This window comes from Halorussus aquaticus, from assembly GCF_024218795.1.
Taxonomy (GTDB): Archaea; Halobacteriota; Halobacteria; order Halobacteriales; family Haladaptataceae; genus Halorussus; species Halorussus aquaticus.
The window spans coordinates 1,173,785-1,199,064 of sequence record NZ_CP100400.1 but is presented as its reverse complement, the minus strand read 5'-3'; the positions used below and the strand labels follow the sequence as shown (position 1 = coordinate 1,199,064).

Here is a 25,280-nt window from a genome sequence, read left to right as displayed (position 1 = left end):
GTTCACGGCCCCGTCTCGATGGGGCCGCCGACCGTCTCCCACTCGGTCAGACTCCCCTCGTAGAACCCCACATCGTCGTATCCCAGCGACGAGAGGACGACGTAGGTGTGGCTGATGCGCCGGGCGGTGTTGCAGTAGAGGACCACCCGCTTGTCGGGCGTGATGCCGTGTGCGCCCAGAATCTCCGCCAGTTCGTCGCGGAATTTCAGCCCGCGGGTCTCGTCGTCCACGAGTTCTTTCCAGTCGAGGTTGACCGCGCCGGGGACGTGGCCCTCCTCGTACTCCCAGTCGTCGCGGGTGTCCACGATGACGCTGTCCGAGTCCTCGATGGCCGCCTCGACGTCCTCGTGGTCCACCAGCGGCGAGTCGGTCGGGTCCCGAACCTCGTAGTCAGCGGGTTCGACTTCGGGCGCGTCGCTGCTCGTCTCGTACTCGCGCATCCACGAACTGAAGTCGCCGTCGAGCAGGTGGAGGTCGGTGTGTCCGTACAGTTCCGCGGTCACGAGGAACCGCGCCGCGAACACGCCGTGGGTGTCGTCGTAGGCGACGACCGTGTCGTCGGCGGTGACGCCCGCCGCGCCCAGCAGGTCGGCCCACGCGTCTGCGCCGGGCAACATCCCCTCGCTCTCGTCGGTGTCGCTCCGGAACTCGTCGAAGGGGGTGCTGACCGCGCCGGGGACGTGGCCGATGCCGTCGTACTCCCACGCGTCGCGCACGTCCACCACCGTCACGTCGTCGAGGTGGTCCGCGAGCCACTCGGCGCTCACTACGACGTTCTCGTTCATGCCCGGGACGTAGACGTGCGGAGAGTAAATGCACCCGGGTTCGGTCGTCTCTCGCCCGAACTCACAGCTACCGGAAGGAGTTGCCGGTTCCCGGCGCGGCGGTCCAGAGCGTTCGCGCCGGTGACTGTATCAGTTCGAGGATACTTCTCGGGCGGGAGCGACAACCGGCAACAGTTTCCGGTAAAGACGACAGAAGGCGTTACCTACCGTAAGTAAAGAGAATATAACCGAAGGACGTGTAGTACTAGACGGTTATGAGCAACTCAGAGTACGCAAACGACGTTCTCGTCTCCGCCGATTGGGTGGAGAATCACCTCGACGAGTTCCAGAGCGACGACCCCGAGTACCGACTCGTGGAAGTCGACGTAGACACCGAAGCCTACGACGAGGCCCACGCGCCGGGCGCTATCGGCTTCAACTGGGAGACCCAGTTGCAGGACCAGACCCAGCGCGACATCCTCGAGAAGGGCGACTTCGAGGACCTGCTCGGGAGCCACGGCATCACCGAGGACTCGACGGTCGTCCTCTACGGTGACAACTCGAACTGGTTCGCGGCCTACGCCTACTGGCAGTTCAAGTACTACGGCCACGACGACGTGCGCCTGCTCGACGGCGGCCGCGAGTACTGGCTCGACAACGACTACGAGACAACCGACGAAGTGCCCGAGTTCTCCGAGCAGAGCTACGACGCCGGCGGTCCGCGCGAGTCCATCCGCGCGTACCGCGACGACGTGGAGAAGGCCATCGACCGCGGCGTTCCGCTCGTGGACGTTCGGTCGCCCGAGGAGTACAGCGGCGAGGTCCTCGCCCCGCCGGGACTCCAGGAGACCGCCCAGCGCGGCGGCCACATCCCCGGCGCGAAGAACATCTCGTGGGCCGCGGTCACTAACGAGGACGGCACGTTCAAGACCCGCGACGAACTCGCGGACCTCTACAGCGAGGAGGGCATCGACGGCGAGGGCACCACCGTCGCCTACTGCCGCATCGGCGAGCGCTCCTCGGTCGCGTGGTTCGCGCTCCACGAACTGCTCGGCTACGACGACACCGTCAACTACGACGGGTCGTGGACCGAGTGGGGCAACCTCGTGGACGCCCCCATCGAGACCGGCAGCGGCGAGTAGGAGCGAGCGTTTCAGCGCGAGCGACTCCTCCTCGGCTCTGACGCTGGTAGCGGCGAGTAGCGGCCGAGCGTGCCGACAGGCCGCGAGGTAACGTACTTTCCGCTGAGACTGGCAGTGGCGAACGATTTTCGACGTCGGTTTTCTTTCCGGACATCGTCTGGGACCGTACGCTCTCGGTCCGACGGCGACCGACCGCACGTGTTCGGGCCAAAGACGAAGGAATTTACGCGACATCTACCAGATGGGCGACACGCCCGGCTTCTACCATTCCCTTCCATCGTCTGCGGAGCAGGTCGTACTCCTCGACCGCTCCGACGTTTCGCCGCAGACGCTACTTACAAGCGACTGGTGTCCGTAGACCGGGACATGAACGCCGACGAGTTCCTCGACACCGTCCGTGACGAGAACGAGACCGCGCTCTCGCGACTCGGGTCCTCGAAGTCGCTCTACGCCGAGACCGAGGGCGAAATGGAACCGGAGACCGTGTTCCGCGCCGCCGCGGAGGCCGAGTACGCCGCCAGCGAGACGTTCCAGCAGTGGGCCGACGACGAGGCGAGCGACCAGCAGGTCCGCGACGCCTTCGAGGAGTTCGCCGAGCAGGAGCGCGACCACTACGAGCAGGTCGTGGCGAAACTCGACGAGGACCACGAACCGAGCGAGGTGCCCGCGATTCACGAGTACCTCCGCGGCGTCGAGGACGACCCCCGCCGCGTCGGCGGCTTCCTCGGGCGGACGCTCGCCAGCGAGAAGTCCAAAGAGCAGATGGTCGGTTTCTTCGTCGGGCAGGCCGACCCGCAGACCGCCCAACTGTTCCGCGATTTGGGCGACGACCTAGACGGGCAACTGGAGCGCGGGAGGGAACTTCTGGAGTCGGTCTGCGAGAGCGACGAGGACCGTGACGCCGCGCTGGAGGCCGCCAGCGGTGCGATTCAGGCGGCCTACGAGGAGTACACCGAGACGCTAGAAGGGATGGGCGTGAATCCGAAGCCGGTCTGTTGACGCATTCCTATCGGCCAGCGTCCGATTTACTCTAGCAATATTTTGATATTTTCCCGTTCGACCCCCAATTTACTAGAGAAACGTGCCGGAATACGAGACTTAATCAGGATACCCGCGTCTCGCTCGTAACGTGACAGGTTCAGACTGGGAGCTATACACCGAAGAGAACGTCTTGGTCGCGAAGTTCCCCGAAGGGATGCCAGCGGACGAGGAGGAGTTCGCGAAGGTCAACGAACGCTTCGAAGAACTCGCCGCGAGAGACGGCGTGACGTCGCACATCTCGTTCGTCCAGATGGACGACGCGTTACACGAGGGCGTGTACGAGAAGGCGGCCGAGGCCGCACGCGTCGGCAAAACCTACGGTATCACGAAGTGGGCGATGGTCTCGGAGGGCATCAAGAAGATGGCCGTCGCGAGTTCCATCAAGGAGATAGATGGCGTCGAGACGACGACGACGTCGAGTTTCGACGACGCGATGGAGTGGGCGCGGGAGTGACGGCGGTCTCTCGGTAACCCTGCGTGAACGGTCCTCTCGCAGGACGTCACCCCCTGAAGTTGCGACGAGAGGGTAAAGTAGCTTCAATCCCTACCTCGCGTTACAATGAGCGACGCCGACTCCGGGCCGCTTTCGCCGGACAGACCCGAGGCCGAGAGCGACTTCCGGGTCGATGCACCCTTCGACCCCGCGGGCGACCAACCCGACGCCATCGAACAGTTGGCCGAGGGGTTCGAATCGGGCATGGACAAGCAGACGCTGCTGGGCGTGACTGGGTCCGGGAAGACCAACACCGTCTCGTGGGTGGTCGAGGAGATTCAGAAGCCCACGCTCGTCATCGCGCACAACAAGACGCTCGCGGCGCAGTTGTACGAGGAGTTCCGCAACCTCTTCCCGGACAACGCCGTCGAGTACTTCGTCTCCTACTACGACTACTACCAACCGGAGGCCTACGTCGAGCAGACCGACAAGTACATCGAGAAAGACGCCTCCATCAACGAGGAGATAGACCGCCTGCGCCACTCCGCGACCCGGTCGCTGCTGACCCGCGACGACGTCATCGTCGTGGCCTCCGTCTCGGCCATCTACGGTCTAGGCGACCCGCGCAACTACGAGGAGATGAGCCTCCGCCTCGAAGTGGGCGACGAGATCGGCCGCGACGAACTCCTCGCCCGACTCGTGGACCTGAACTACGAGCGCAACGACGTGGACTTCACGCAGGGCACCTTCCGGGTGCGGGGCGACACCATCGAAATCTTCCCGATGTACGGCCGGTACGCCGTGCGGGTGGAGTTGTGGGGCGACGAGATAGACCGCATGATGAAAGTGGACCCCCTCGAAGGGGAGGTCCAGTCGCAGGAGTCGGCGGTCCTCGTCCACCCCGGCGAACACTACTCGATTCCGGAGCAGACGATGGCCGACGCCGTCGCCGAAATCGAGTCGGACCTCGACGACCGCATCCGGTACTTCGAGCGGAACAACGACCTCGTCGCGGCCCAGCGCATCGAGGAGCGCACGACCTTCGACTTAGAGATGATGAAGGAGGCGGGTTACTGCTCGGGCATCGAGAACTACTCGGTCTACCTCTCGGACCGCGAACCCGGCGACGCGCCGTTCACCCTGCTCGACTACTTCCCGGACGACTTCCTCACGGTCATCGACGAGTCCCACCAGACCGTGCCCCAGATAAAGGGCCAGTTCGCGGGCGACAAGTCCCGGAAGGACAGTCTCGTGGAGAACGGCTTCCGCCTACCGACCGCCTACGACAACCGGCCGCTCACGTTCGAGGAGTTCGAGGAGAAGACCGACAAGACCCTCTACGTCTCGGCGACTCCCGCCGACTACGAACGCGAGCAGAGCGACCAGATAGTCGAGCAGATCGTGCGTCCGACCCACCTCGTGGACCCGAAGGTGGAGGTGTCGGACGCCGAGGGCCAGATAGACGACTTGATGGACCGCATCGAGAAGCGGACCGCGAACGACGAGCGCGTCCTCGTGACCACCCTGACCAAGCGCATGGCCGAGGACCTGACGGAGTATCTGGAGGAGGCGGGCGTGGCGGTCGAGTACATGCACGACGAGACCGACACGCTCGAACGCCACGAACTCGTCCGGGGCCTGCGCCTCGGCGAGTTCGACGTACTGGTCGGCATCAACCTCCTCCGCGAAGGACTCGACATCCCCGAGGTCAGCCTCGTCGCCATCCTCGACGCCGACCAGCAGGGGTTCCTGCGCTCGGAGACCTCGCTCGTCCAGACGATGGGCCGGGCCGCCCGAAACGTCAACGGCGAAGTAGTCCTCTACGCCGACGAGGTCACGGACGCGATGGACGCCGCAATCGGCGAGACCCAGCGCCGCCGCCGCATCCAGCAGGAGTACAACGAGGAACACGGCTTCGAGGCGACGACCATCGAGAAGGAGGTCTCGGACGCCAACTTGCCGGGGAGCAAGACCGACACCTCCGGCGTCACCGACGGCGAACCGGAGACCGACGAGGAGGCCGAGCGCAAAATCGAGGAACTGGAGACGCGCATGAACGAGGCCGCGAACAATCTGGAGTTCGAACTCGCGGCCGACATCCGCGACCGCATCCGGGAACTCCGCGAGGAGTTCGAGGTAGACGTGGACGTGGAGGGCGACGGAGTCCCGGAACCGACCGACGGGTTCTGACAGTCTTCCCGGCTAACGTCGGACTGCGGTCTGCAGTTGTCGAAGATAGGTAGTCCGGTCGCTCGACCCGACCTCACTCCGACTCGGGCGCGTTCGTCAGTTCCTCGTCCGCGTCGTCCAGATCCATATCGTCGTCCACGCCCGCGCCATCGAACTCCGCCAGCATCTCGTCCACGTCGTCCAGTCCGAGCAGTTCCGCCGTCTCGGCGTCGAAGTCGAGGCTCTCCAGCGACTCGCCGTCGCCGACCGGACTCACGTCGCTCCCGGTCAGGTGCTTGCCGTACCGACCCACGAGCGAGGTGAGTTCCTGAGGCAGGACGAAACTCGTCGAGTCGCCCTGTCCGATAGCGTCCAGCGTCTCCATCCCCTTGTCGATGACCGCCCGCTCACCCATCGACTCGGCGGACTTCGCGCGGAGGACCGTCGAGACCGAATCGCCTTGGGCTTCGAGAATCTGGCTCCGCTTCTCGCCCTGCGCGCGGATGACGTTCGAGGCCCGCTCGCCCTCCGCGCGCTCGACGGTGCTTCGGCGCTCGCCCTGCGCTTCGAGAATCATCGCCCGGCGGCGGCGCTCGGCCGCGGTCTGTTGCTCCATCGCGCTCACGACCGTCGGGGTGGGCATCACCGACTGCACCTCCACGGCCTCGACACGGACGCCCCAGTCGTCGGTCGGCCGGTCGAGTTGCTCGTGGATGCGGGAGTTTATCTCCTTCTGCTCCCGCAGCGTGTCGTCGAGTTCCATGTCGCCGACCACCGCACGCAGCGTGGTCTGGGCGAGGTCCGAGACCGCCTTCTCGTAGTTATCGACCTCCAGATACGCCTTCTCGGCGTCCATCACGCGGATGTAGATGACCGCGTCGGCGGTCACGGGCGAGTTGTCCTCCGTGATGGCCTCCTGCTCGGGCACGTCGAGCGTCTGGGTCCGCATGTCGAAGGTGTGGGTCTGGCTCACGAGCGGCGGAATCACGTTCAGACCGGGACCCAACAGTCCCCGGTACTCGCCGAACACCGTCAGCGCGCGCTTCTCGTAGGGGCCGACGATTTCGACGGCGCTGGCGAGGACCGCGAGGACGAGTCCCAGCGCGAGGAGTCCCAGTACGGTCACGAGATTCAGGGACGGGAGGAGGAAGAAGAGGACGAGGACCGCGAGGACGCCCGCCAGCGCGCGCGAGAGGTTCGCGCCCGCGGTGAGTCGCCCCAGTTCGTAGAAGGGATTCATGTTTCTCAGTCGATGCTATAGGGGCTTAACGTTTGACGTTTATGTTGCTCGCCGGACAAGGGGAAGTATGGCGAACACGCGCGTCGCCGTCGCGAAGGGGTTCTCGGTCGCGGTGGTCGTCCTGCTCGCGGTCATCGGAGCGTACGTCCTCCTCGCGCTCGGCGGGTTCTCGGAGTCGGGGCTGTTAGCCTACCTGCTGACGCTCTCGTTCGCACTCACCGGCACTCGGGGCGTCTGGACCGGCCGGTACAAGATTGCGGCCGTCGGCGCCGTCGGGATGGCGGTCGCGGCGGCGCTGCAGGCCGCGTTTCTGGTCGGTCTGGCGGCCATGCTGGTGGTGGCGGTGGTGCTGGGGTACTCCGGCCGGGCGCGAGAGCATCTGGACTCGGAGTAGTCCGGGAGCGACCTACAACCGCGTCTCGATGGTCTCGGCCGTCTTTTCGCCGACGCCCTCCACTTCCCGCAACTCCGCGACCGACGCGGCCCGAATCCCCTCGACGCTCCCGAACCGCCGGAGGAGGTTCCGGCGGGTCTCCGGGCCGATACCCGGTACGTTGTCGAGTTCGGTCGAGACGTCGTCGCGAAGGGTCTGGTGGTACCGGACCGCGAATCGGTGGGCCTCGTCGCGGACGCGCTGGAGGACGTGGAGGTGGTCGGCGTCGCTCGGCCAGTCGAAGGTTCCGTCCGGCGTAATCACGACTTCCTCGTCCTTGGCGAGCGCTATCGCGGGCACGTCCCAACCGGCGTCCGCGAGCGCCTCGCGGGCCGCGCCGAGTTGGCCCTCGCCGCCGTCGATGAGCAGGAGGTCGGGGTCCGGTCGGTCGTCGCGACCCTCGACCGCACGGGACGCCCGCCACCGGACGAGGTCGTACATGTTGGCGTAGTCGTCGTTCCGGTCGTCGAGTTTCTTCCGTCGGTAACCCGACTTGTCGGCCGAACCGCCCTCGAACACCACGTCGCTCCCGACCGCGTGCTTGCCCTGCGCGTGACTCACGTCGAAGCCCTCGATTCGTCTCGGAATCGTGTCGAGGTCGAGAGCGTCGCGGAGCGCCGCGAGGGCGTCGGGTTCGCTCGCGCCGCGCCGAGCGTTCTTCAGCGCGAGGTCCACCAGCGTCGCCTCTCGACCGGCACCGGGGACGCGGGCCGCGACGCCCTCGCGTTCGAGCCAGTCGAGGACGTCCGCGTCGTCCGGTCGGTCGGAGAACAGCAGCGCGTCGGGCAACTCGCGCTCGGTGTAGTACTGGGTCACGAACGCCGAGAGGACCGCGCCCGGCCGGGTGTCGGCGTCGGGCGCGTCGGTCTCCGCGTCTCCCTCGGGGACCGTCACGGCGTGGCGCTCGCGAGCGACGAGTTGACCCGCCTCGCTGTGGAGTCGCGCCACGGTCGCGGTGTCGCCCTCCACCGCCACGCCCAGCACGTCCACGGTGCGCTCGTCGCTCTCGCTGGCGACCGCCTCGCCCGCGCCGCCGTGGAACCCCTCGACGGCGTCGAGTTTGTCCCGGAGGTTGGCCGCGCGCTCGAACTCCCGATTCGCGGCGGCGTCCTCCATCTCCCGGCGGAGCGGGTCGGCGAGGACGCCGGTCTCGCCCTCGAAGAACCGGACGACGGACTCCACGTCGGCGACGTAGGAGTCGCGGTCGATTTCGGCGGTACACGGGGCGGTACAGAGGCCGATGTCGTAGTCGAGACAGGGTCGGTCGCGGTTGGCGAACTTGTGGTCCGAACACCCCCGGACGCCGTAGGTCTCCCGGAGCGCCTTCACGACCGTCTCGACCCGCGTCTTCTGAGTGAACGGGCCGAAGACGCGCGGACCCGCCGCGTCCGGACCGCGGACGCCGCCCCCGTCGCTCCGGGCGCGGGCCTCCGGGTCTGGGTCGCGGGTGATCTCGATGCGGGGGAACTCGTGGTCGGTGAGTTGGACCAGCGGGTAGGACTTGTCGTCCTTCAGTCGGACGTTGTACTTCGGCTGGAACCGCTTGATGAGGTTGGCCTCCAGCAGGAGCGCCTGCGTCTCGGTGTCCGTGACCGAGTAGTCGATGCTGTCGGCACGCTCTACCATCCGGCGGATGCGCTCGCCCCGCGGGTCCGCGTACGACCGGACCCGGTCGCGGAGGTCCACGGCCTTGCCGACGTAGACGACCGTCTCGCCGTCCTGAAACTGGTAGACCCCCGGTTCACGTGGCAACTCCGCCGCGCGCTCGCGGACCGCGTCCCCGTCCATCGAACGCGGCTAGTCGCTACGTGACTTTGAACCTGTTCCTACTGCCGCCCGAAGCCGTCGGGCGACGTCCTCGGCGTCGTCGTCCCGGACCGGCACTCGCATCGGGTCGTCGCCAGCGCGTTCGATGACGAGTTCGCGTTCGCGGGAACTGAGGTAGAGCGCGACCAGCGCGAGGGCCGCGAGGACGAGTAACGCGCCGCCGACGAGCAGACCGGTCGTGAGGGTGCCGAGCGCCTGCGGGAGAAGAGAGACGAGTTCCGTGACGCCGGTCTCCGGCGCGTTTTCGGGCGGGTTCGCCGCCCCGAGTTGGTCGAGGATGCCGCTGGTCTTCAGGAGGAAGCCGCCGCCGAACAGGACCGCACCGTAGACGCCGGTCCGGACGCCCCACTCGACGTAGGAGTCCTGTCCGGTGGTCTCGACGGTGGCGTCGAGGACGTTGGGCCGGTCGGCATGGTCGAACCGCCGCCCGTCGCCGTCGGGGGTGAACACGAGGACCCGGTGGGTCGTGACCGCGACGCGTGCGCCTTCGACGGTGAACTCCTCTTGGACCTCCTCCCCTTGGAACAGCATCTCCGAGAGGCGGTCGTCCGTGGCCTGAGACAGCGGAGACTGGCTCATCTTCATTACGTCGCCGAGAGAGAACTACGACGGTCGTGGCCGATACTTCGTACTCCGTGTCCCCAGCGTTCCTGCCACCCGTAGTCCATCATTCACAGACTAATACGCCACTTTCCGTCTTAACACTACTGGCACGTCAGGAGCAAAAAGTCGAGACGCGTCGGCGCGTGAACCCGGTGGATTCAACTCGCTCGCCGAGAAGGTGAGGACATGGACGACGAGCGACTCTGGCTCGTAGAGCGCACGTACACCGACAAAGGACTGGTCTCGCTGGTGTACGCCACGACCGACGGGGAGTACAGCGTTCAGCGCCAGCGCTCGATGAACATGCTCCGACAAGGAGCGGGCGTGACCGCCGCGACCGAGGCCGACCCAGAGAGCCTGAACCCCGTCGAGGACGACGAGACCCGCGACCGGTACGCCGACGAAGCGACTCGGATGGCCGAGAAACACGACCCCGACGCGACGGTGTGAGAGCCGACGCTCCGGACGACTGCGAAGAAAGAGACTGCGGCCGCGAATCGGTCAGTACGACCGACTATCCACTTCGTTTCCGTTCTCGTCGTAGACGTACGCCGTGTCGCCGTAGTCGTTCCAGATTTCGTGACCGAACGCGGCGTAGAGGTCGTCGGAGTCGTCGGAACCGCTCCCGGAGTGGACCCAGACGGACGCGCCGGACGCGAGCGTGAAACCGTTCGGGAACGTGTAGGTGTTCCCGGCCTCGTCCACGAGGGTGTAGCCCGAGAGGTCGAGTTCGCCGCTTCCGGTGTTCTTGATCTGGACGCGCTCGTCGTTCGTGCTGCTGGCCTCGGCGTAGACCCACTCGATGGAGGCCGTGCCGCTGTCGCTACCGCCGTCGCCGCCGTCACCGCCGTCGTCGACGGTCCGGCAGTGCCAGAGACCGCGGAGGTTGGCCTGCGACTCGTTCTCGGCGCTGTAGAACGACTCGCTCTGGCTGAACGTGCTGTCGTAGACGCGGGCGTGACCCCTCTCGACGAGACCGAGGTTGAAGTTCTGGCCGTCCACGTAGACGTACGCGAGCAGGCGACCGTAGTCGCCGCGCCGGTCGGACTGGCTGTCGAACTTCAGCGTGACCGTCCGTCCGACCAGCGTGTTCTTGGTGTACTTACTCGCGTTCTCGCCCGCACTGCGGAGACAGTCCTTGCCTGCCTGCGTGTTCGGAACGCCCTCGAACTCGCCGGGCGTGTTCTCGACGTTGACTTCCGGGGTGTCCACGCCGAGGAGTCGGACCGTCTCGGTGGTGCCGTTCTCGTAGCGGACGTCCACCGTGTCGCCGTCCGCAGCGCCGGTGACGGTCACGGTAACTGAGCCACTGATACTACTCGCTGTCGCGTCTTCGGTCGTCGAAACGACCGCCGCGCCCGCGGGAAACGCCATGCTCCCGACGAGCGCGACGACCAACATCGCCGTAAGGAATTGTTTTCGTCCCACACCCATCAGAAACCACTATTAATTTAAAGTCCTTTCTAATAAATTTATTTTTGATAAGTTAGAGTATAGTTCGCAAACCGACTGTCGCCGAATCCCGTCTCGTCTCGTGGGATAAGACAAGGGTTTACGTAGGGGAACGCAAAAAGCGCGACTATGGCTGCCATCGAAATTGACGGCGTAACAAAGCGGTACGGCGACGTGGTCGCCGTCCGCGACCTCTCCTTCGAGGTCGAAGAAGGCGAGGTGTTCGGCTTCCTCGGGCCGAACGGCGCGGGCAAGTCCACGACTATCAATATGCTGTTGGACTTCGTGCGCCCGACCGAAGGAGAGATACGGGTACTCGGCAAGGACGTGCACGACGAGAGCGTCGCGGTCCGCGAACACCTCGGCGTCCTCCCCGAGGGGTTCTCGGTGTACGACCGACTGACCGGCAGACAGCACCTCGAGTTCGCCATCGAGTCGAAGGACGCCGACGACGACCCCGACGCCGTCTTGGAGCGCGTCGGCCTCGACGGCGACGGCGACCGGAAGGCCGGTGGCTACTCGAAGGGGATGGCCCAGCGTCTCGTCCTCGGGATGGCGCTGGTCGGCGACCCCGACCTGCTCGTCCTCGACGAACCCTCGACGGGACTCGACCCGCAGGGCGCGCGCCAGATGCGCGACATCGTCCGCGAGGAGGCCGACCGGGGCGCGACCGTCTTCTTCTCCAGTCACATCCTCGGGCAGGTCGAGGCGGTCTGTGACCGCGTGGGCATCCTCCGTGACGGTCAACTCGTCGCCGAGGACTCCATCGAGGGTCTCCGCGAGACGACCAGCGCCGACACCGTCCTCCGAATCACGGTGGGCGACGTGCCCCAGCAGGCCATCGCCGACATGGGCGCGCTCGACGGCGTCTCGGAGGTCGAACAGAACGAGAGCGGCGACCGCCTGACCGTCTCCTGCCAGAGCGACGTGAAGACCACCGTCCTCTCGACGCTGGAGGAGGCGGGTGCCGAGGTCGTCGACTTCGAGACCGAGGAGGCCTCGCTGGAGGACCTGTTCATGGCCTACACCACCGACGGACAGGAGGTGACAGCATGACGTGGCAGGCCATCGCTCGGAAGGACTTCCGGGACGCGGTGCGCTCGAAGTGGCTGTGGGGCCTGTCGGCCGTCTTCTTCGGCCTGTTCGTCGGGAGCGCCTACCTCATCGGGTCGAACGCGAGCGGCGGCCAGTCGCTCACCTCCGAGGTGTTCGTCCCGACGCTCGGCAACCGCGTCGTCGCGCTCGTGGTGCCGATAGTCGCCATCGTGGTCGCGTACAGTTCCATCATCGGCGAGCGCGAGTCCGGGTCGCTGAAGTTGCTGCTCTCGCTGCCCCACTCCCGACAGGACGTCGTCGCCGGGAAAGCGACCGGCCGGAGTACGGTCCTCGCGCTCCCAGTGCTCGTCTCGATGCTGCTCGCGGCCATCGTCCTCGCCATCTACGGCATCGACGTGGAACCGCTGAAGTATCTGGCGTTCGTGGGCCTGACGCTGCTGCTCGGGGTCGTGTTCGTCAACCTCGCGGTGGGCGTCTCCGCGGCGGCGTCCTCGAACCGCCGAGCGATGCTCGGCACGGTCGGTCTCTACGTCGTCCTGACGATGCTCTGGACGCAGGTCCGACGCGCCCTGCTCGTGTTCAACGACAAACTCGGTCTCGGGTGGGAGCAGATGACGCTGGTGAAGTACGGCCTGTTCATCAAGTACTTCAACCCTGTCCGGGCCTACGAGAGCCTCGTCACCCGCCTCTACACCGACAGCGTCCTCGGTGCGCGACTCTACGGGGTTCCCAGCATGCAACAGCAGATAATCACCCAGCGAATCGGCGAAACGCCGTTCTACCTCTCGGACTGGGTCGTGCTGGCCCAGTTCTTGCTGTGGTTGCTCGTCCCCGTCGCGCTCGGGTATCTGGTGTTCCGGAACTCGGACCTCTAATTCGGTCGGTAACTCCCCGTCAGCGACGAACTCCTATCTCTCGATGCCGCGCTCCGCCAGCAGTCGCTCGAACGCCTCCACTCCGTCCAGCACCGGCACGTCGTTCTCTTCGGCCGCGTCGAGTTTCGTCTGCCCCGGACTGTCGCCCGCGACGAGGTAGTCGGTGTTGCCCGAGACGCTGCTCGTCGCGTTTGCGCCGTGGTCCTCGACCAGTTCTTGGGCATCGCTCCGAGTGTAGTCGGCGAGCGACCCCGTGAACACGAAGGTCAGGCCCGCCAACTCGTCGTCGGTCTCGGTCTCGCTCGAAGTCTCCAGCGGACCCACTGCGTCGAGCAGGTCGTCGATGACGCGCTCGTTCTCCGGCGAGTCGAAGAACTCCGCTATCTGGTCGGCGACTTTCGGGCCGATGCCGTCGACCGACTCCAGTCGTTCGCGCGAGGCCGACCGGACGGCGTCCAACTCGCCGAACTCGCGGGCGAGGTCGGCGGCCGTCGCCGGGCCGACCTTCGGGATGCCGATGGCCGAGAGGAACTCGCGCAGGCGGGGGTGTCTGGAGTCGTCGAGTTCGTCCAGCAGATTGCGGGCGCTAGTCTCGCCCCAGCCTTCGAGGTCGGTCAGGTCCGCCTCCTCGATTCGGTAGAGGTCCGCGAGACTGTCTTCGATTAGCCCGGCGTCGATGAGTTGGTCCACGCGCTCGCCGCCCAGACCCTCGATGTCCAGTCCGTCCTCGCTGGCGTAGTACTCGACCGCGCGCCGCAACTGGGCGTCGCAGGCCAGACCGCCGGTGCAGTAGGCCATGGGACCGTCGAACTCCACCGCGCTCTCGCAGACCGGGCACTCCTCGGGGAACTCGTAGTGATCCTCCGCGCGCTTCTCGACCACCTCGGCGACGTAGGGAATCACGTCGCCCGCGCGCTCGACTTTCACCTCGTCGCCGACGCCGACGTTCATCTCCGCGATCTCCTCCGGGTTGTGAAGGCTGGCGCGCGAGACGGTGACGCCGCCCACGTCCACGGGGTCAAGGAGCGCGACCGGAGTGAGGCGGCCGGTCCGACCGACCTGTACCGTGATGTCGGTGATGGTCGTGACCTCCGAGCGCGCGGGGAACTTGTAGGCGTACGCCCAGCGGTAGTGGCGCTCGGTGGTCCCCAACTCGGCGCAGGTGTCGAGGTCGTCCACCTTGATGACGGTGCCGTCTATCTCGTAGTTGAGGTCCGGCCGGTCGGCCATCAGGCGGTCGCGGTAGTCGAGCGCGTCCTCGATGTCGTCGGTGCGTTCGGAGCGGTCGTTGACCCGCAGGCCCCACTCCGGCAGGGTCTCGTGTTGCTCCCAGTGGGAGTCGAAGTCGTAACTGGAGTCGAGCACGTCGAAGAAGAACACGTCGAGCGGTCGCCCGGCGGTCACGGAGGGGTCCAACTGCCGGAGGGTGCCCGCCGCCGCGTTCCGTGGGTTGGCGAAGGGGTCCTCGCCGCGCTCGACGCGCTCGCGGTTGAGTCGCCGGAACGCGTCCTCCGGGATGTGGACCTCGCCGCGGAGAACCAGATAGTCGGGGTAGTCGCCCCGGAGTCGGTGGGGGACGCTGGCGATGGTCCGGACGTTCTCGGTCACGTCGTCGCCCTCGTACCCGTCGCCGCGCGTGGCGGCCCGGACGTACTCGCCGTCCTCGTAGACTACTTCGACCGAGAGACCGTCGAACTTGGGTTCGCAGACGTAGGTCACGTCGTCGCCGACCGACCGGCGAACCCGGCGGTCGAACTCCCGCACGTCCTCGGCTTCGCCGCCGGAGTCGATGGAGAGCATCGGCGCGACGTGTTCGACCGTGTCGAGTTCGTCCAGCGGTTCGCCCCCGACCCGGCGGGTCGGACTGTCCTCGGTCCGAACGTCGAAGGCGTCTTCGAGGTCCTGCAGGCGGGTGAACAGCGCGTCGTAGGTCCGGTCGGCGATTGCGGGGTCGTTCTCGACGTAGTAGCGGTAGTCGTGGTACCGGATGGCCTCCCGTAGCTGTTCTGCCTGCTCGGCGGCCGCCTCCTCGGTCAACTCCTCGACGGGGTCGAAGTCGGTCGGCGGGTCCTCGACGTAGGAGTTCTCGTCGGCGGTGACGGTGGTCATTACCGGGAGTTTGTCGGGTATCCCGTAAAAGTTCCAGTCTTCGGCCACCGTCGAGCGGACCGGGTTTTTCTCGGTCGGATTCCCGTCCCACCGAATCCAAAAGGACTATCACTGGTGCGTGAAAGCACCATCCAAGCCGATGCCCTCCCCGGATTCGACCGACTCCGCGAACCCCTCCGACGACCGACCTGACTCCCCGGACGACGGAACTGAATCGCCAGACGACCGGCCCGACTCCGCCGACCCCCGGATGAACGACGAGTACGTCCGCAGACTCCCCGACGCGGGCGTGACTCTCGTCGGCGTCGTCCACGACCACCCCGCGAGCGTCCACCGCGCCCGTGAGGTCGTCCGCGAGCGCGACCCCGCGGTCGTCGCGCTCGAATCGCCGCCGCTGGCGACGCCGCTCTACGAGACCTACGCCCGCGAGTCGCGGACGCCGCCCTCGTTCGGCGGCGAGATGAGCGCCGCGGCGCAGGCCGCCCACGAGTTCGACGCCGAGGTGGTCGGCATCGACGCGCCGACCGGCGACTTCTTCGTCAGACTCGCCCGCAACTGCTGGCGCGACGGCGCGTCGCTCGGGACGCTCCGGAAGGTCGTCTCGGGCGTCACGTCGGTGACCCGCCACGCGCTGGTCTGCCGGGTCGCGGCCGCCGTCGCCGACCGCACCGCGCTCCGAGTCGAAGTGGACGACCCCGTCGAACACGACTGCGACGTGACCGACCCGCCCGCGGTGCAGGCCCGCGACGAGGTGTCGCAGGCCCGGCGGTCTCAATCGCTCCTCCGGGCGTTCGACCCGCCGCGACCCGTCCGCCTCCGCGACGAGACCCGCGAGGAGTGCATGGCCGAGAACCTCGACTCGCTGCGGAGTCGGGGCGAGACGGTCGCCGTCGTCGGTCTCGACCACCTCGACGGAATCGCCGAGCGACTCGAAGAGTAACCGAGCGACTCGGAAACGGTCGAGCGGTCGCGAAAAACGAGAGCCTGCGGTCGCGCGTGACGGAGCGCGCTACATCTGGCTTCGGAGGCGGACCTCGTCGTCGGTGATTGCGTCGACCCGACTCTCTTCGAGCGGGTAGGTGTCCTCGTCGCGGTCGCCCCAGTCCAGCGTGGCCTTTATCTTGTCGGTGATACTGGCGTCGGGGTCCACGTAGGCGGTGCCACCTTCGACCTGAGTTATCATTCCGACCTTCTCCTCGCCCATGACGACGGGCTTCCCCTCGTCGCTGTCACTGAATTGTGCCATAGCAACGGTGATACCACGAGGCTCGTGATGACTGCTGTGGCCTTCGGCTGTCAGGTTCGCCTCGCCCCCGAGTCAAACGTCGCCTACGGAGTTGGCGGGAATTGTGAAGACCCCGCTTATTTAAGCCGAATCCGACGTAGTGTGTACGTATGCGTGAGGACTTCCTCCTCCTGAACCCCGGACCCGTCCCCGTGACCCGCGACGTACGACAGGCGATGAACGAACCGATGGTCTCGCACCGCTCGGCCGAGTTCGAGGCGGTGTACGAGCGAGCGCAGGACGCGCTCGACTACGTCTTCACCGAGTCCACGCTCGACGGGTCGTCCACCGCGAGCGACGGCACCAGTCTCATCTTCAACGGGACCGCGACGATGGCGATGGAGGCCGCGGTGGCCAACCTCGTCGGCGACGGCGGGAACGTCGTCCCGCTGGTCAACGGCAAGTTCGGGCGTCGGTTCAAGCGAATCGCCGACCGCTACGCCTCGGTGGACCCCGTGGAGACGACGTGGGGCCAGTCCATCGACCTCGACGCGGTCGAGGCCACCGTGGACGACGACACCGACGTGGTGACGATGGTCCACAACGAGACCAGCACCGGTCTGCTGAACCCCGTCGAGGAGGTCGGCGAAATCGCCGCGGAGTACGACGCCACCTTCGTCGTGGACGGCGTGACCTCCATCGGCGGCGACGAGTTCCGCATCGACGACTGGAACGTGGACGTGGCGGTCACCGACGCCCAGAAGTGCCTCGCGGCACCGCCGGGCACCTCGGCGATGTACGCCACCGAGGCCGCACAGGAGCGGTTCGACGGGGACGCCGCGCCGTTCTACGAGGACCTCGACTGGCACCTCCGGAAGGCCGACTCCCACCAGACCCCCTTCACGAGCGCAGTGCCGCTGTTCCGGGCGCTCGCGGTGGCGGTCGAGAACATCGAGGAGGAGGGAATGGCCGAGCGAATCGAGCGCCACCGACGCCAGTCGCGGGCGTTCCGCGAGGCGTTCACCGCGATGGGTCTCGACCTCTTCGCCGAGCGCAACGAGGCGACCGAGTACTCCAACACCCTGACCGGGGTGGCGCTCCCGACGCACACGCGCGAGAACCCCGACGCCTTCTTCGACGCCATCGAGGAGCGCGGCGTCTCCATCTCGGGCGGGCAGGCCCACCTCGGCGGCGAAATCTTCCGGGTGAGCAACATGGGCAACCTCTCCAGCGAGCAGATTCTCCGCGGCGTGCGCACCATCGGCGAGGCCTTCGAGGAGACCGGCGAGGACGTGGATACCGAGGCGGGCGTCGAGGCGGCGCGCGCGGAACTGCGGTAGACCTGCGACTGCGGGCCGAAGAGCGGCTTTTTTCAACGCGGTCTGTGAACCGTACGCCGATGTCCCGAGACGGTTCCCCGGACCTCGCCGCGAAACTCGACCGCATCACCTACCTGCTGGTCGTCGTCGTCGGCCTCCAACTCGTGAACGTGCTCGACCTCGGCGCAAACGGACTCGCCCTGCTCGCCGTCGTCGGGTTCTTCCTCGGCATGCTGTACAACGCCGACCTGTAGCCGAGAGAGCGGGAGTTTCGGACCGGGTTCGACTCCCCACCGAGTGGCGTTCGACTACCCGCCGAACACGCTCGCCCCGCCGGTGTCGATTCGGAAGAACGCCGGAATCGAGACCAGCGCGATGGCGGTCTCCAGCGCACCGGCGACCACGAACGCCGCGAGGAAGCCGAACTCGTCGGCGACCGTCCCGCCGACGAGGATGCCCGCGAGGAAGCCCAGACTTCCGAAGACGTTGAACCCCGCCATCGCGGTCCCGCGGGCGGTGTCCGACGCGAGGTCGGTCACGAGCGCCATCGTCGCGGGGGCCATCAGCGCGCCGATGACGCCCACGACGACCATCGCCGCCCCGGCGACTTCGACGGTGGGCGAGAGACCGACGCCGACCACCGCGATGCCGTAGAGCGCCGACCCGGCCGCGATTGGAATCGCTCGCCCGATGCGGTCCGAGAGGACGCCGAAGGGGTACTGCAGCAGGGCGAACGGGCCGAAGAACAGGCCGAGCATCAGCCCCGTCGCCGCGGCGTCGAGACCGAACGCCTCCCGGAAGTAGACAGTGCCGACGAGCGCGAAGAACCCCGCGGTGAACCGGTCGAGGAACCCGAACACGTACGGAATCCCGAGCGAGGGCCGGTCGGAGAGGGTGGCGAGGGCGCGTGAGACGCGTCCGCGGCGGTCCGAGGACGCGCCGTCGGCGGGCGCGCGGTCGGGAATCAGGAGCGCCAGCCCCGCGGCGCAGACCAGCAGGACGCCCGCCGCGTAGAGGGGGACGAGCGGCCCGAACCCGTAAATTTGACCGCCGAGCGGCGCGCCGACGGCGGTACCGAGACCGATGGCGATGCCCGCCGCGCCCATGTTCTTGCCGTGGCCGCCCTCCAAGTCCATCAGCATCGTCATCGACAGCGAGAACGCGCCGATGGTGGTCGCGCCCTGAAGCACGCGAATCGCCAGCACCGCCGGGAACGACAGCGACAGCGCCGCGGGCAGCAGCGCCAGCGCGAAGTATCCCGCGGCACCGCCGAGCGCGCCCGCGACGACGAACGGGACGCGGCGTCCGGCGGTGTCACTGAGCGCGCCCCAGAGACCCGCGCAGACGACGAACGCCGCGAACTCCGCGGCGAGGAACCACATGCTCGCGTCGAGGGCGGTGGTCGCGCCGACCGCCGCGACGAGGTCCGGGACGCCGGGGTAGAGGAGTACCTGCGCGAGCAGGACGGCGAACACCACGGCGGCGAGTATCGGTCGGTCGCGTCGGACGGAGGTCACTGTGAGACGGTCGGAGATGGGGACCGCTCGGCCTTATATGCCGGTGAATCCGGACTCATCCGCCGAACGCGACGGTCTCCTCGGTCGGGTCGAGTTCGACGCGCCCGCCGACCGGAACCGGCGCGACCGGTGCGGTGTGGCCGAACTCCGCGTCGAAGACGACGGGCGCGTCCGGGTTGTACTCCGCCAGCACGTCCGCGATGGTCTCGCGCTGTCGCTCGCGGTACTCGGCGCGGGCCTCCGGGCCGGGGTCCTCGAAGAGGTTGCGGGCCTTGGCGCGACCGACGAGGACGCCCGCGAACCGCTCCAGCAGGCCGCGCTCCCCCATTCCGATGAGGAACTGCCGAACGTCCATCGCGGAGGGGAGTTCCTCGGAGGTTTCGAGCAGGAGGATTCGACCGTCGAGGTCCTCGGCCGGAGGGAGGTAGCGGTCGGTCCGCAACTGCATGTCGAGCGTGCTGACGCACCCGCCCCACGTCCGGCCCGAGACGGCGCGGTCGCCGCCCCGCCACGTCCGCCCCGGACTCGGTTCCGTCTCGCGGTACTCGTCCAGATTGTCGGGGTCCGCCCAGTCGAGGTCCTCGTCGGTGAACTCGTCGGCGGGGCGAATCTCGCCGAACGCGTCGAGGTCGTCGGCGAAGAACGCCGTTTCGAGGTACTCGACGGTGTAGTCGTGCATCGACCCCTGCATGGCGAAGTCGGTCATCACGGTGCCGCCGTAGAACGAGACGACGCCGAGGTTCCAGAGGTAGCACGCGAGGTTGGTGTTGTCGCTGATACCGTAGAATCTGGTGGGGTTCTCCCGGAGGACTTCGGGGTCGAGGTGCTTCAGGATGCGAACCTGTTCGAAGCCGCCGATGACGGTCACGACGCCCGAAATCTCGGGGTCGGCGAAGGCGTCCATCACGTCCCGGGCGCGCTCCTCGGGGTGGTCGTAGAGGTAGTCGCTGTCCTCCGTCGCGGTCGGGAACTCGACCGGTTCGAGGTCGAACACCTCCCGCAGGCGCTTCAGGCCGAGGTCGTAGACGTGCGGGTACTCGGTGGCTCGGTTGGACCCGGGCGCGACGACTGCCACCCTGTCGCCGCGGTCTAGCGCGGGCGGGACGACGAAGTCGTTCATGACTGGGAGTTGGGTGTCGGGCATGCTATGATTTTCGGAGGGGAGAGAGCGAACCCCACACGTTGATGTTGGGTCGCTGCCAGCACTCGCGCATGGCCGACCCCGAACTGCTCGCCCCGCTCACGGTTTCACCGTTCGCGTTTCGAGACGCTTCGCGTCTCGCCCGCCTCGACAGAATCGCCCTCCTCCTCCTCGTCGCGCTCCTCGCGGTCGAACTGCTCAAACTGCTAGACGTGGACGCCCTGCTGGCCGGTGTCGCAGTGTTCGTCTTCGGGTTCGCGTACCTCTGGGGCAGGTCGGTCGTCGGACTGCTGTCCGGGGAGGGCGTCTGACCGATGACGGATTCGGACGACCTCGCGGCCGAGATAGACCGACTCGGAGGCAAACTCGACCGCGTCACGGCCCTGCTGGTGGTGTTACTGGTGGTCCAACTGTTCCACGTCCTCGGTGAGGCACAGGTCACCAGCCTCGTCCTCGCCGGGTTGTTCGGACTCGTGGGTCTGTTCGTCGTCCTCGTCGCGTACGGAGTCGCCCGGTCGTTCTAACCCTCGACCGGCGGGACTCTCCCCGTCGCGCTCGGCGTGCCGTCCTCGCCGACCACGGGCCACCCGTTCTCCCACCGAATCCGGTCGAGCATGAGGACCCGGCGCGGGGTGTCGCCGACCCACGCGTTCCCGGCGACGTAGGCGTGGTAGAGCATCCACCACCCGCCGCGCTCGTCCCGAACCACCGCACAGTGGCCCGGCGCGAGGAACCGCTCGCCGCCCTCCAGTATCGTGGTCCCGGTCGCGTCTGCGAGCGTGAGTCGTTTCCCGGCGCGGTTGCGGTACGGTCCCCGGAGGGTCTCGGACCGGCCGACGACGACGTAGTAGGTGCTCTCTGCGCCCGCACAGCAGGTGCCCCGAGAGCCGAAGAAGTAGAAGTAGCCGCCGCGCTCGACGACGTAGGGCGCTTCGACGCCCCGGCCCGCAATCTGGAACGTGTCGCCCGCCACGGAGAGTCCGTCCCCGGCGAGTCGGACGCCGTAGATGCCGCGGTGGCTCCCCCAGAACAGGTACGGCGTCCCGTCGCGGACGAACAGCATCGGGTCGATGGAGTTGGGCACCCCGATTCGCTCGCTCCGGAAGAGACCGCCCCGCGGTTCGAAGGGTCCCGCGGGGTCGGGCGCGGTTGCGACCCCGATTCCGGGGTTGTCGGCCCCGAACTCGGAGTCGGAGTAGTAGAGCGCCGTCCGGCCGTCGAGTCGTCCCACGCCGGGTGCCCAGAGACCGCGGTACTGCGACCACGGGGGTTCCTCCTCGAAGGCGGGACCGACCGGCGTCCAGTCCACGAGGTTCGGCGACCGCAGGACGGGGACGAGTTCTCGGTCGGGACCGACGCCCGGTTTCCACGGGTGGTACGTTCCGTAGGCGTAGTAGGTGCCATCGACGCGAAGCACGTCGGGGTCCGGGAAGACGTAGTCGTAGACGGGATTACGGTAGGTGTCCTGTCGGTCCTCCCTGCGCCGCGTTCGCTGTCGGAGCCTCGTCCCGCGGGCGAGGTCCGGCGCGAGCGCACTAACACCCACGCGCGAGATGAAGTCGCGTCGGTCCACGACGGGGGTACAACGGGGAGTCGCTAAAGCGCTGGGTCCCTCGGGAGGCGGGCAGATACGTCAGATGTCCGGCTCGTACCCCGCTTCCCGCGCCCGCCCGAGGATGGACTCGATGACCGCGGACTTCGCCCGGGTGTACGCGTCGGGGTCTTCGGGGTGCTTCGCCGCGGCCTCGCGCTTCACCCGTGCGTACTCCTCGTGAGCGTCCGGGTGGTCCCGGAGGTAGTCCCGCAGCAGGAGGTTCCGCCGCAGACGTTCGGAGTCGCGCGGTCGTATGTGCACGTTGAACTCCTGACCGTCGTCAGCCTCCCGGCCGAGTTCGATCCAGTCGTCGCCCCGGTCCTTGTGGCTCCGGTAGTATCCGGCCTCCGCCAGTCGTCGCGCGCAGACCTCGCCGTCGTCCACGTCGGCGACGACCGGGACGATGTCGACGATGGGCTTGGCGGCCAGCCCCGGGACGGCGGTGCTCCCGATGTGCTCGATGCTGACGACGCGGTCGCCGAGTATCTCGGCCATGCGGTCGGCCTCTCGCTCGAACCGGACCGGCCACGCCGGGTCGTAGTCGACGATTTCGATAGTCACGTCGGCCATGGGAGAGTTCGCTTCACCCCCGTTCGTCAATACGGTTATGGATTCGCGACGTTCGTTCGCCGGTCCCCGGACGCCACTGAGACACGACCGAGTCGGAGACTGCGCCCGCTTCTGCAAGCCTTGCCGTAACTCTCGGTTATAACTCTCCGTAGAAATATGAGTGTAGTACATGACCTCCGAGGACGACCAGCCGCGCTTCGACACGCGAAGCCTCCACGCGGGGTACGGGGCCGACCCCGCGACCGGGGCGCGAGCGCCGCCCATCTACCAGACGACCTCCTACCAGTTCGGCGACGCCGACCGCGCCGCGGACCTCTACGCGCTCGACGCCGAGGGCGACGTCTACTCGCGCATCTCGAACCCGACGACTCGCGCCCTCGAAGAGCGCGTCGCCTCGCTGGAGGGCGGCGCGGGGGCGGTCGCCACCGCGAGCGGGATGGCCGCCTTCGACTCGCTGGTCCTCGTCCTCGCCGGGCAAGGCGACAACGTGGTCTGCTCGACCGACACCTACGGCGGGACCACTGCCCACCTCAGCCACAACGCGAGCAAGCGCGGGGTCGAACCCCGGTTCGTGGACACCCTCGACTACGAGGCCTACGAGGAGGCCGTGGACGAGGACACCGCGTTCGTCCACGTCGAGACCATCGGCAACCCCTCGCTGGTGACGCCGGACTTCGAGCGCGTCGCCGACATCGCCCACGACGCCGGAGCGCCCCTTGTCGTGGACAACACCTTCGCCACGCCCGCGCTCTGTCGGCCCCTCGAACACGGCGCGGACGCGGTCTGGGAGTCCACCACGAAGTGGCTCCACGGGAGCGGTACCACGGTCGGCGGCGTCCTCGTGGACGGCGGAAGCTTCGACTGGCAGGCCCACGCCGACGACTACCCCGAACTCGCGGGAGAGAATCCGGCCTACAACGGCACCGACTTCTCGGCGGACTTCCCGGACGCGCCGCTCGCGGCCGCGGCCCGGTTCCGCGCGCTCCGGAGCCTCGGCAACCAGCAGTCGCCGTTCGACGCGTGGCAGACCATACAGGGCATCGAGTCGTTCCCGCTCCGGATGGCGCGCCACTGCGAGAACGCCGCGATTCTGGCGGAGTACCTCGCGGACCGCGACGACGTGGCGTGGGTCGCGTACCCCGGGCTAGAGAGCCACGAAACGCACGACAACGCCAGCGAGTATCTGGAGGGCGGCTACGGCGGCATGATAGCGTTCGGACTCGAAGAAGGATTCGAGGCGGGCAAGCGGTTCTGCGAGAACGTCGAACTCGCCAGTTTCCTCGCCAACGTCGGCGACGCCAAGACCCTCGTCATCCACCCCGCAAGCACGACCCACGCCCAGTTGTCGCGCGAGGAACAGCGCGACGCCGGGGTCTCGCCCGACCTGATTCGGCTCTCGGTCGGCATCGAGGACCCCGCCGACCTGCTGGCCGACGTGGAGCGCGCCATCGAGGAATCGACGAGCGACGCGACAGGAGCGACAGACGGAACATGAACCGCACCCGCGACACCGCCGACCTCGGGGCGTTCGAGTTCGAGTGCGGCCGGTCGGTCCCGCTCGAAGTCGCCTACGAGACCTACGGCGAGTACGACGGCGACAACGCGGTGCTGGTCTGTCACGCCCTGACCGGGAGCGCCCACGTGACCGGGCCGAAGCGGGGCGACCCCGCGGACGGAAACGGCACGGGCGGACAGGCCGCGGCGTGGTGGAGCGACGTGGTCGGTCCGGGCAAGGCCATCGACACCCGCGAGTACTACGTCGTCTGCGCGAACGTGCCGGGGTCGTGCTACGGCACGACCGGTCCCGCCAGCATCGACCCCGAGACCGGCGAACCCTACGGCACCGACTTCCCGGCCGTGACCGTCGGCGACTGGACCCGCGCGCAGGCCCGCCTGCTCGACCACCTCGGGGTCGGCCCGCTCCACGCCGTCGTGGGCGGGAGCGTCGGCGGCATGAACGTCTTGGAGTGGGCCAAGCGCTACCCGGAGCGCGTGGACCGCGTGATTCCGGTCGCCACCGCGGCGCGACTCGACCCCCAGATGCTCGCCATCGACGCCGTCGCGCGCCGGGCCATCACGACCGACCCGAACTGGAACGGCGGCGACTACTACGACATCGCCGGAGACGAAGCGACCGGGGACTCCTCGGGCGAGTCCGAGGCCGAGGAACGGGGCGAACCGGACGAGGGCCTCGCCGTCGCGCGCCAGTTGGGCCACGTCAGCTACCTCTCGAAGGAGTCGATGGACCGGAAGTTCGGCAGGCGGTCGGCGGGCCGGGCCGCGATGGCCGACGCCTTCGCGCCGGGCGACCCCGCGGGCGACTTCTTCCCCTACCGCGAAGTCGAGTCGTACCTCGACTATCAGGCCGAGAAGTTCGTCGAGCGGTTCGACGCCAACAGCTACCTCTACCTGACGCGGGCGATGGACGACTACGACCTCTCGTCGGGCTACGACTCGGACGCCGACGCGCTCGCCGGGTTCTCCGGCGAGGCGCTGGTGGTCAGCTTCACCGGCGACTGGCACTTCACGGTCGAACAGGCCGAGCGCCTCTCGGCGGCGTTCGAGACGGCGGGCGTGGACGTCGCCAACCACGTCGTCGAGAGCGACCACGGCCACGACGCCTTCCTCGTGGAACCCGAGGAAGTCGGCCCGCCGATTCGGGACTTCCTCGCGGCGGGCGTCGAGGGCCGGGCGGTCAGCGACGCCGACGAGCGCGAGTTCGCGCCGGTCCACGCCAGCCTGTTCGGCGATTAACCTGTTCGGGGTCCCG

General features: G+C 67.5%; 26 protein-coding genes. 15 read left to right on the top strand and 11 right to left on the bottom strand.

Annotation, left to right across the window (positions count from 1 at the left end):
* Positions 1-2: 2 nt before the first annotated feature.
* Positions 3-785 (bottom strand): sulfurtransferase, encoded by a 783-nt coding sequence (locus tag NGM06_RS06230; protein ID WP_254269448.1) that lies wholly within the window; start codon positions 783-785, stop codon positions 3-5.
* Positions 786-1,039: 254 nt separating this feature from the next.
* On the opposite strand from NGM06_RS06230, the gene NGM06_RS06225 reads away from it, so the two are divergent.
* From NGM06_RS06225 to uvrB, 4 genes are all read left to right on the top strand, one after another.
* Positions 1,040-1,906, top strand: coding sequence for a sulfurtransferase (locus NGM06_RS06225; protein ID WP_254269447.1), 867 nt, complete (start codon positions 1,040-1,042; stop codon positions 1,904-1,906).
* A gap of 366 nt (positions 1,907-2,272) precedes the next feature.
* Positions 2,273-2,905: a rubrerythrin family protein gene (locus NGM06_RS06220; RefSeq protein WP_254269446.1), complete on the top strand. Its 633-nt coding sequence runs from the start codon at positions 2,273-2,275 to the stop codon at positions 2,903-2,905.
* A 130-nt stretch (positions 2,906-3,035) separates the two neighbouring features.
* A complete protein-coding gene (locus NGM06_RS06215) occupies positions 3,036-3,401 on the top strand; it encodes a hypothetical protein (protein WP_254269445.1) in 366 nt (121 codons plus the stop codon).
* Between the two features lie 105 nt (positions 3,402-3,506).
* Positions 3,507-5,570 carry an excinuclease ABC subunit UvrB gene (gene uvrB / locus NGM06_RS06210; protein WP_254269444.1) on the top strand — a complete coding sequence of 688 codons (2,064 nt, stop codon included), beginning with the start codon at positions 3,507-3,509 and terminating at the stop codon, positions 5,568-5,570.
* A gap of 73 nt (positions 5,571-5,643) precedes the next feature.
* On the opposite strand, the gene NGM06_RS06205 is transcribed toward uvrB, so the two are convergent.
* Positions 5,644-6,789 carry an SPFH domain-containing protein gene (locus NGM06_RS06205; protein ID WP_254269443.1) on the bottom strand — a complete coding sequence of 382 codons (1,146 nt, stop codon included), beginning with the start codon at positions 6,787-6,789 and terminating at the stop codon, positions 5,644-5,646.
* Between the two features lie 67 nt (positions 6,790-6,856).
* On the opposite strand from NGM06_RS06205, the gene NGM06_RS06200 reads away from it, so the two are divergent.
* Positions 6,857-7,183, top strand: a complete 327-nt coding sequence (locus tag NGM06_RS06200) for a hypothetical protein (protein ID WP_254269442.1) — start codon at positions 6,857-6,859, stop codon at positions 7,181-7,183.
* A 12-nt stretch (positions 7,184-7,195) separates the two neighbouring features.
* Here the strand turns inward: NGM06_RS06200 and NGM06_RS06195 are convergent, their stop codons facing one another.
* Entirely contained in the window at positions 7,196-9,010 is a 1,815-nt protein-coding gene (locus tag NGM06_RS06195; protein WP_254269441.1) for an excinuclease ABC subunit C, read from the bottom strand.
* A gap of 9 nt (positions 9,011-9,019) precedes the next feature.
* Positions 9,020-9,628 (bottom strand): hypothetical protein, encoded by a 609-nt coding sequence (locus tag NGM06_RS06190; RefSeq protein WP_254269440.1) that lies wholly within the window; start codon positions 9,626-9,628, stop codon positions 9,020-9,022.
* A 210-nt stretch (positions 9,629-9,838) separates the two neighbouring features.
* On the opposite strand from NGM06_RS06190, the gene NGM06_RS06185 reads away from it, so the two are divergent.
* A complete protein-coding gene (locus NGM06_RS06185; RefSeq protein WP_254269439.1) occupies positions 9,839-10,102 on the top strand; it encodes a DUF7967 family protein in 264 nt (87 codons plus the stop codon).
* A gap of 51 nt (positions 10,103-10,153) precedes the next feature.
* On the opposite strand, the gene NGM06_RS06180 is transcribed toward NGM06_RS06185, so the two are convergent.
* The gene (locus NGM06_RS06180) at positions 10,154-11,080 is read right to left on the bottom strand and encodes a lamin tail domain-containing protein (RefSeq protein WP_254269438.1); all 927 of its coding nucleotides are present in this window, start codon (positions 11,078-11,080) and stop codon (positions 10,154-10,156) included.
* A gap of 153 nt (positions 11,081-11,233) precedes the next feature.
* Between NGM06_RS06180 and NGM06_RS06175 the strand changes: the two genes are divergently transcribed.
* Entirely contained in the window at positions 11,234-12,160 is a 927-nt protein-coding gene (locus tag NGM06_RS06175) for an ABC transporter ATP-binding protein (RefSeq protein WP_254269437.1), read from the top strand.
* The gene (locus tag NGM06_RS06170; protein WP_254269436.1) at positions 12,157-13,035 is read left to right on the top strand and encodes an ABC transporter permease subunit; all 879 of its coding nucleotides are present in this window, start codon (positions 12,157-12,159) and stop codon (positions 13,033-13,035) included. Before NGM06_RS06175 ends, NGM06_RS06170 begins: the two co-directional genes overlap by 4 nt.
* A 33-nt stretch (positions 13,036-13,068) precedes the next feature.
* On the opposite strand, the gene ligA is transcribed toward NGM06_RS06170, so the two are convergent.
* A complete protein-coding gene (ligA, locus tag NGM06_RS06165; protein ID WP_254269435.1) occupies positions 13,069-15,144 on the bottom strand; it encodes an NAD-dependent DNA ligase LigA in 2,076 nt (691 codons plus the stop codon).
* Between the two features lie 139 nt (positions 15,145-15,283).
* On the opposite strand from ligA, the gene NGM06_RS06160 reads away from it, so the two are divergent.
* Entirely contained in the window at positions 15,284-16,084 is an 801-nt protein-coding gene (locus NGM06_RS06160; RefSeq protein ID WP_254269434.1) for a TraB/GumN family protein, read from the top strand.
* A gap of 69 nt (positions 16,085-16,153) precedes the next feature.
* On the opposite strand, the gene NGM06_RS06155 is transcribed toward NGM06_RS06160, so the two are convergent.
* Positions 16,154-16,390 (bottom strand): DUF8593 domain-containing protein, encoded by a 237-nt coding sequence (locus NGM06_RS06155; protein ID WP_254269433.1) that lies wholly within the window; start codon positions 16,388-16,390, stop codon positions 16,154-16,156.
* A 149-nt stretch (positions 16,391-16,539) separates the two neighbouring features.
* Here NGM06_RS06155 and NGM06_RS06150 point away from each other — a divergent pair, with 149 nt between their 5' ends.
* Positions 16,540-17,709 (top strand): pyridoxal-phosphate-dependent aminotransferase family protein, encoded by a 1,170-nt coding sequence (locus tag NGM06_RS06150; protein ID WP_254269432.1) that lies wholly within the window; start codon positions 16,540-16,542, stop codon positions 17,707-17,709.
* A gap of 59 nt (positions 17,710-17,768) precedes the next feature.
* Entirely contained in the window at positions 17,769-17,942 is a 174-nt protein-coding gene (locus NGM06_RS06145; protein ID WP_254269431.1) for a hypothetical protein, read from the top strand.
* Between the two features lie 54 nt (positions 17,943-17,996).
* Here NGM06_RS06145 and NGM06_RS06140 read toward each other — a convergent pair whose 3' ends face one another.
* Positions 17,997-19,205, bottom strand: coding sequence for an MFS transporter (locus tag NGM06_RS06140; RefSeq protein ID WP_254269430.1), 1,209 nt, complete (start codon positions 19,203-19,205; stop codon positions 17,997-17,999).
* Positions 19,206-19,260: 55 nt separating this feature from the next.
* Positions 19,261-20,325 carry a S66 family peptidase gene (locus tag NGM06_RS06135; RefSeq protein WP_254269429.1) on the bottom strand — a complete coding sequence of 355 codons (1,065 nt, stop codon included), beginning with the start codon at positions 20,323-20,325 and terminating at the stop codon, positions 19,261-19,263.
* A 92-nt stretch (positions 20,326-20,417) separates the two neighbouring features.
* On the opposite strand from NGM06_RS06135, the gene NGM06_RS06130 reads away from it, so the two are divergent.
* Both NGM06_RS06130 and NGM06_RS06125 read left to right on the top strand, forming a co-directional pair.
* On the top strand, positions 20,418-20,657 hold the full coding sequence (locus NGM06_RS06130; protein WP_254269428.1) for a hypothetical protein: 240 nt from the start codon (positions 20,418-20,420) through the stop codon (positions 20,655-20,657).
* Positions 20,658-20,660: 3 nt separating this feature from the next.
* Complete coding sequence (locus NGM06_RS06125) at positions 20,661-20,870, top strand: hypothetical protein (protein ID WP_254269427.1); 210 nt, start codon at positions 20,661-20,663, stop codon at positions 20,868-20,870.
* On the opposite strand, the gene NGM06_RS06120 is transcribed toward NGM06_RS06125, so the two are convergent.
* Positions 20,867-21,919 (bottom strand): family 43 glycosylhydrolase, encoded by a 1,053-nt coding sequence (locus tag NGM06_RS06120; protein WP_254269426.1) that lies wholly within the window; start codon positions 21,917-21,919, stop codon positions 20,867-20,869. The two genes, NGM06_RS06125 and NGM06_RS06120, sit on opposite strands and share 4 nt — an antisense overlap.
* Positions 21,920-21,979: 60 nt before the next feature.
* On the bottom strand, positions 21,980-22,510 hold the full coding sequence (locus tag NGM06_RS06115) for a GrpB family protein (RefSeq protein ID WP_254269425.1): 531 nt from the start codon (positions 22,508-22,510) through the stop codon (positions 21,980-21,982).
* A gap of 169 nt (positions 22,511-22,679) precedes the next feature.
* On the opposite strand from NGM06_RS06115, the gene NGM06_RS06110 reads away from it, so the two are divergent.
* Both NGM06_RS06110 and metX read left to right on the top strand, forming a co-directional pair.
* Complete coding sequence (locus NGM06_RS06110) at positions 22,680-24,005, top strand: O-acetylhomoserine aminocarboxypropyltransferase/cysteine synthase family protein (RefSeq protein ID WP_254269424.1); 1,326 nt, start codon at positions 22,680-22,682, stop codon at positions 24,003-24,005.
* On the top strand, positions 24,002-25,264 hold the full coding sequence (gene metX / locus NGM06_RS06105) for a homoserine O-acetyltransferase MetX (RefSeq protein WP_254269423.1): 1,263 nt from the start codon (positions 24,002-24,004) through the stop codon (positions 25,262-25,264). The genes NGM06_RS06110 and metX overlap by 4 nt, the downstream gene beginning before the upstream one ends.
* Positions 25,265-25,280 lie beyond the last annotated feature (16 nt).

Coding starts and splice junctions, on each gene's coding strand:
- NGM06_RS06230 (WP_254269448.1), bottom strand. CDS start 785: ATGAACGAGAACGTCGTAGTGAGCGCCGAGTGGCTCGCGGACCACCTC.
- NGM06_RS06225 (WP_254269447.1), top strand. CDS start 1,040: ATGAGCAACTCAGAGTACGCAAACGACGTTCTCGTCTCCGCCGATTGG.
- NGM06_RS06220 (WP_254269446.1), top strand. CDS start 2,273: ATGAACGCCGACGAGTTCCTCGACACCGTCCGTGACGAGAACGAGACC.
- uvrB (WP_254269444.1), top strand. CDS start 3,507: ATGAGCGACGCCGACTCCGGGCCGCTTTCGCCGGACAGACCCGAGGCC.
- NGM06_RS06205 (WP_254269443.1), bottom strand. CDS start 6,789: ATGAATCCCTTCTACGAACTGGGGCGACTCACCGCGGGCGCGAACCTC.
- NGM06_RS06200 (WP_254269442.1), top strand. CDS start 6,857: ATGGCGAACACGCGCGTCGCCGTCGCGAAGGGGTTCTCGGTCGCGGTG.
- NGM06_RS06195 (WP_254269441.1), bottom strand. CDS start 9,010: ATGGACGGGGACGCGGTCCGCGAGCGCGCGGCGGAGTTGCCACGTGAA.
- NGM06_RS06190 (WP_254269440.1), bottom strand. CDS start 9,628: ATGAGCCAGTCTCCGCTGTCTCAGGCCACGGACGACCGCCTCTCGGAG.
- NGM06_RS06185 (WP_254269439.1), top strand. CDS start 9,839: ATGGACGACGAGCGACTCTGGCTCGTAGAGCGCACGTACACCGACAAA.
- NGM06_RS06175 (WP_254269437.1), top strand. CDS start 11,234: ATGGCTGCCATCGAAATTGACGGCGTAACAAAGCGGTACGGCGACGTG.
- NGM06_RS06170 (WP_254269436.1), top strand. CDS start 12,157: ATGACGTGGCAGGCCATCGCTCGGAAGGACTTCCGGGACGCGGTGCGC.
- ligA (WP_254269435.1), bottom strand. CDS start 15,144: ATGACCACCGTCACCGCCGACGAGAACTCCTACGTCGAGGACCCGCCG.
- NGM06_RS06160 (WP_254269434.1), top strand. CDS start 15,284: ATGCCCTCCCCGGATTCGACCGACTCCGCGAACCCCTCCGACGACCGA.
- NGM06_RS06155 (WP_254269433.1), bottom strand. CDS start 16,390: ATGGCACAATTCAGTGACAGCGACGAGGGGAAGCCCGTCGTCATGGGC.
- NGM06_RS06150 (WP_254269432.1), top strand. CDS start 16,540: ATGCGTGAGGACTTCCTCCTCCTGAACCCCGGACCCGTCCCCGTGACC.
- NGM06_RS06145 (WP_254269431.1), top strand. CDS start 17,769: ATGTCCCGAGACGGTTCCCCGGACCTCGCCGCGAAACTCGACCGCATC.
- NGM06_RS06135 (WP_254269429.1), bottom strand. CDS start 20,325: ATGAACGACTTCGTCGTCCCGCCCGCGCTAGACCGCGGCGACAGGGTG.
- NGM06_RS06130 (WP_254269428.1), top strand. CDS start 20,418: ATGGCCGACCCCGAACTGCTCGCCCCGCTCACGGTTTCACCGTTCGCG.
- NGM06_RS06125 (WP_254269427.1), top strand. CDS start 20,661: ATGACGGATTCGGACGACCTCGCGGCCGAGATAGACCGACTCGGAGGC.
- NGM06_RS06115 (WP_254269425.1), bottom strand. CDS start 22,510: ATGGCCGACGTGACTATCGAAATCGTCGACTACGACCCGGCGTGGCCG.
- NGM06_RS06110 (WP_254269424.1), top strand. CDS start 22,680: ATGACCTCCGAGGACGACCAGCCGCGCTTCGACACGCGAAGCCTCCAC.
- metX (WP_254269423.1), top strand. CDS start 24,002: ATGAACCGCACCCGCGACACCGCCGACCTCGGGGCGTTCGAGTTCGAG.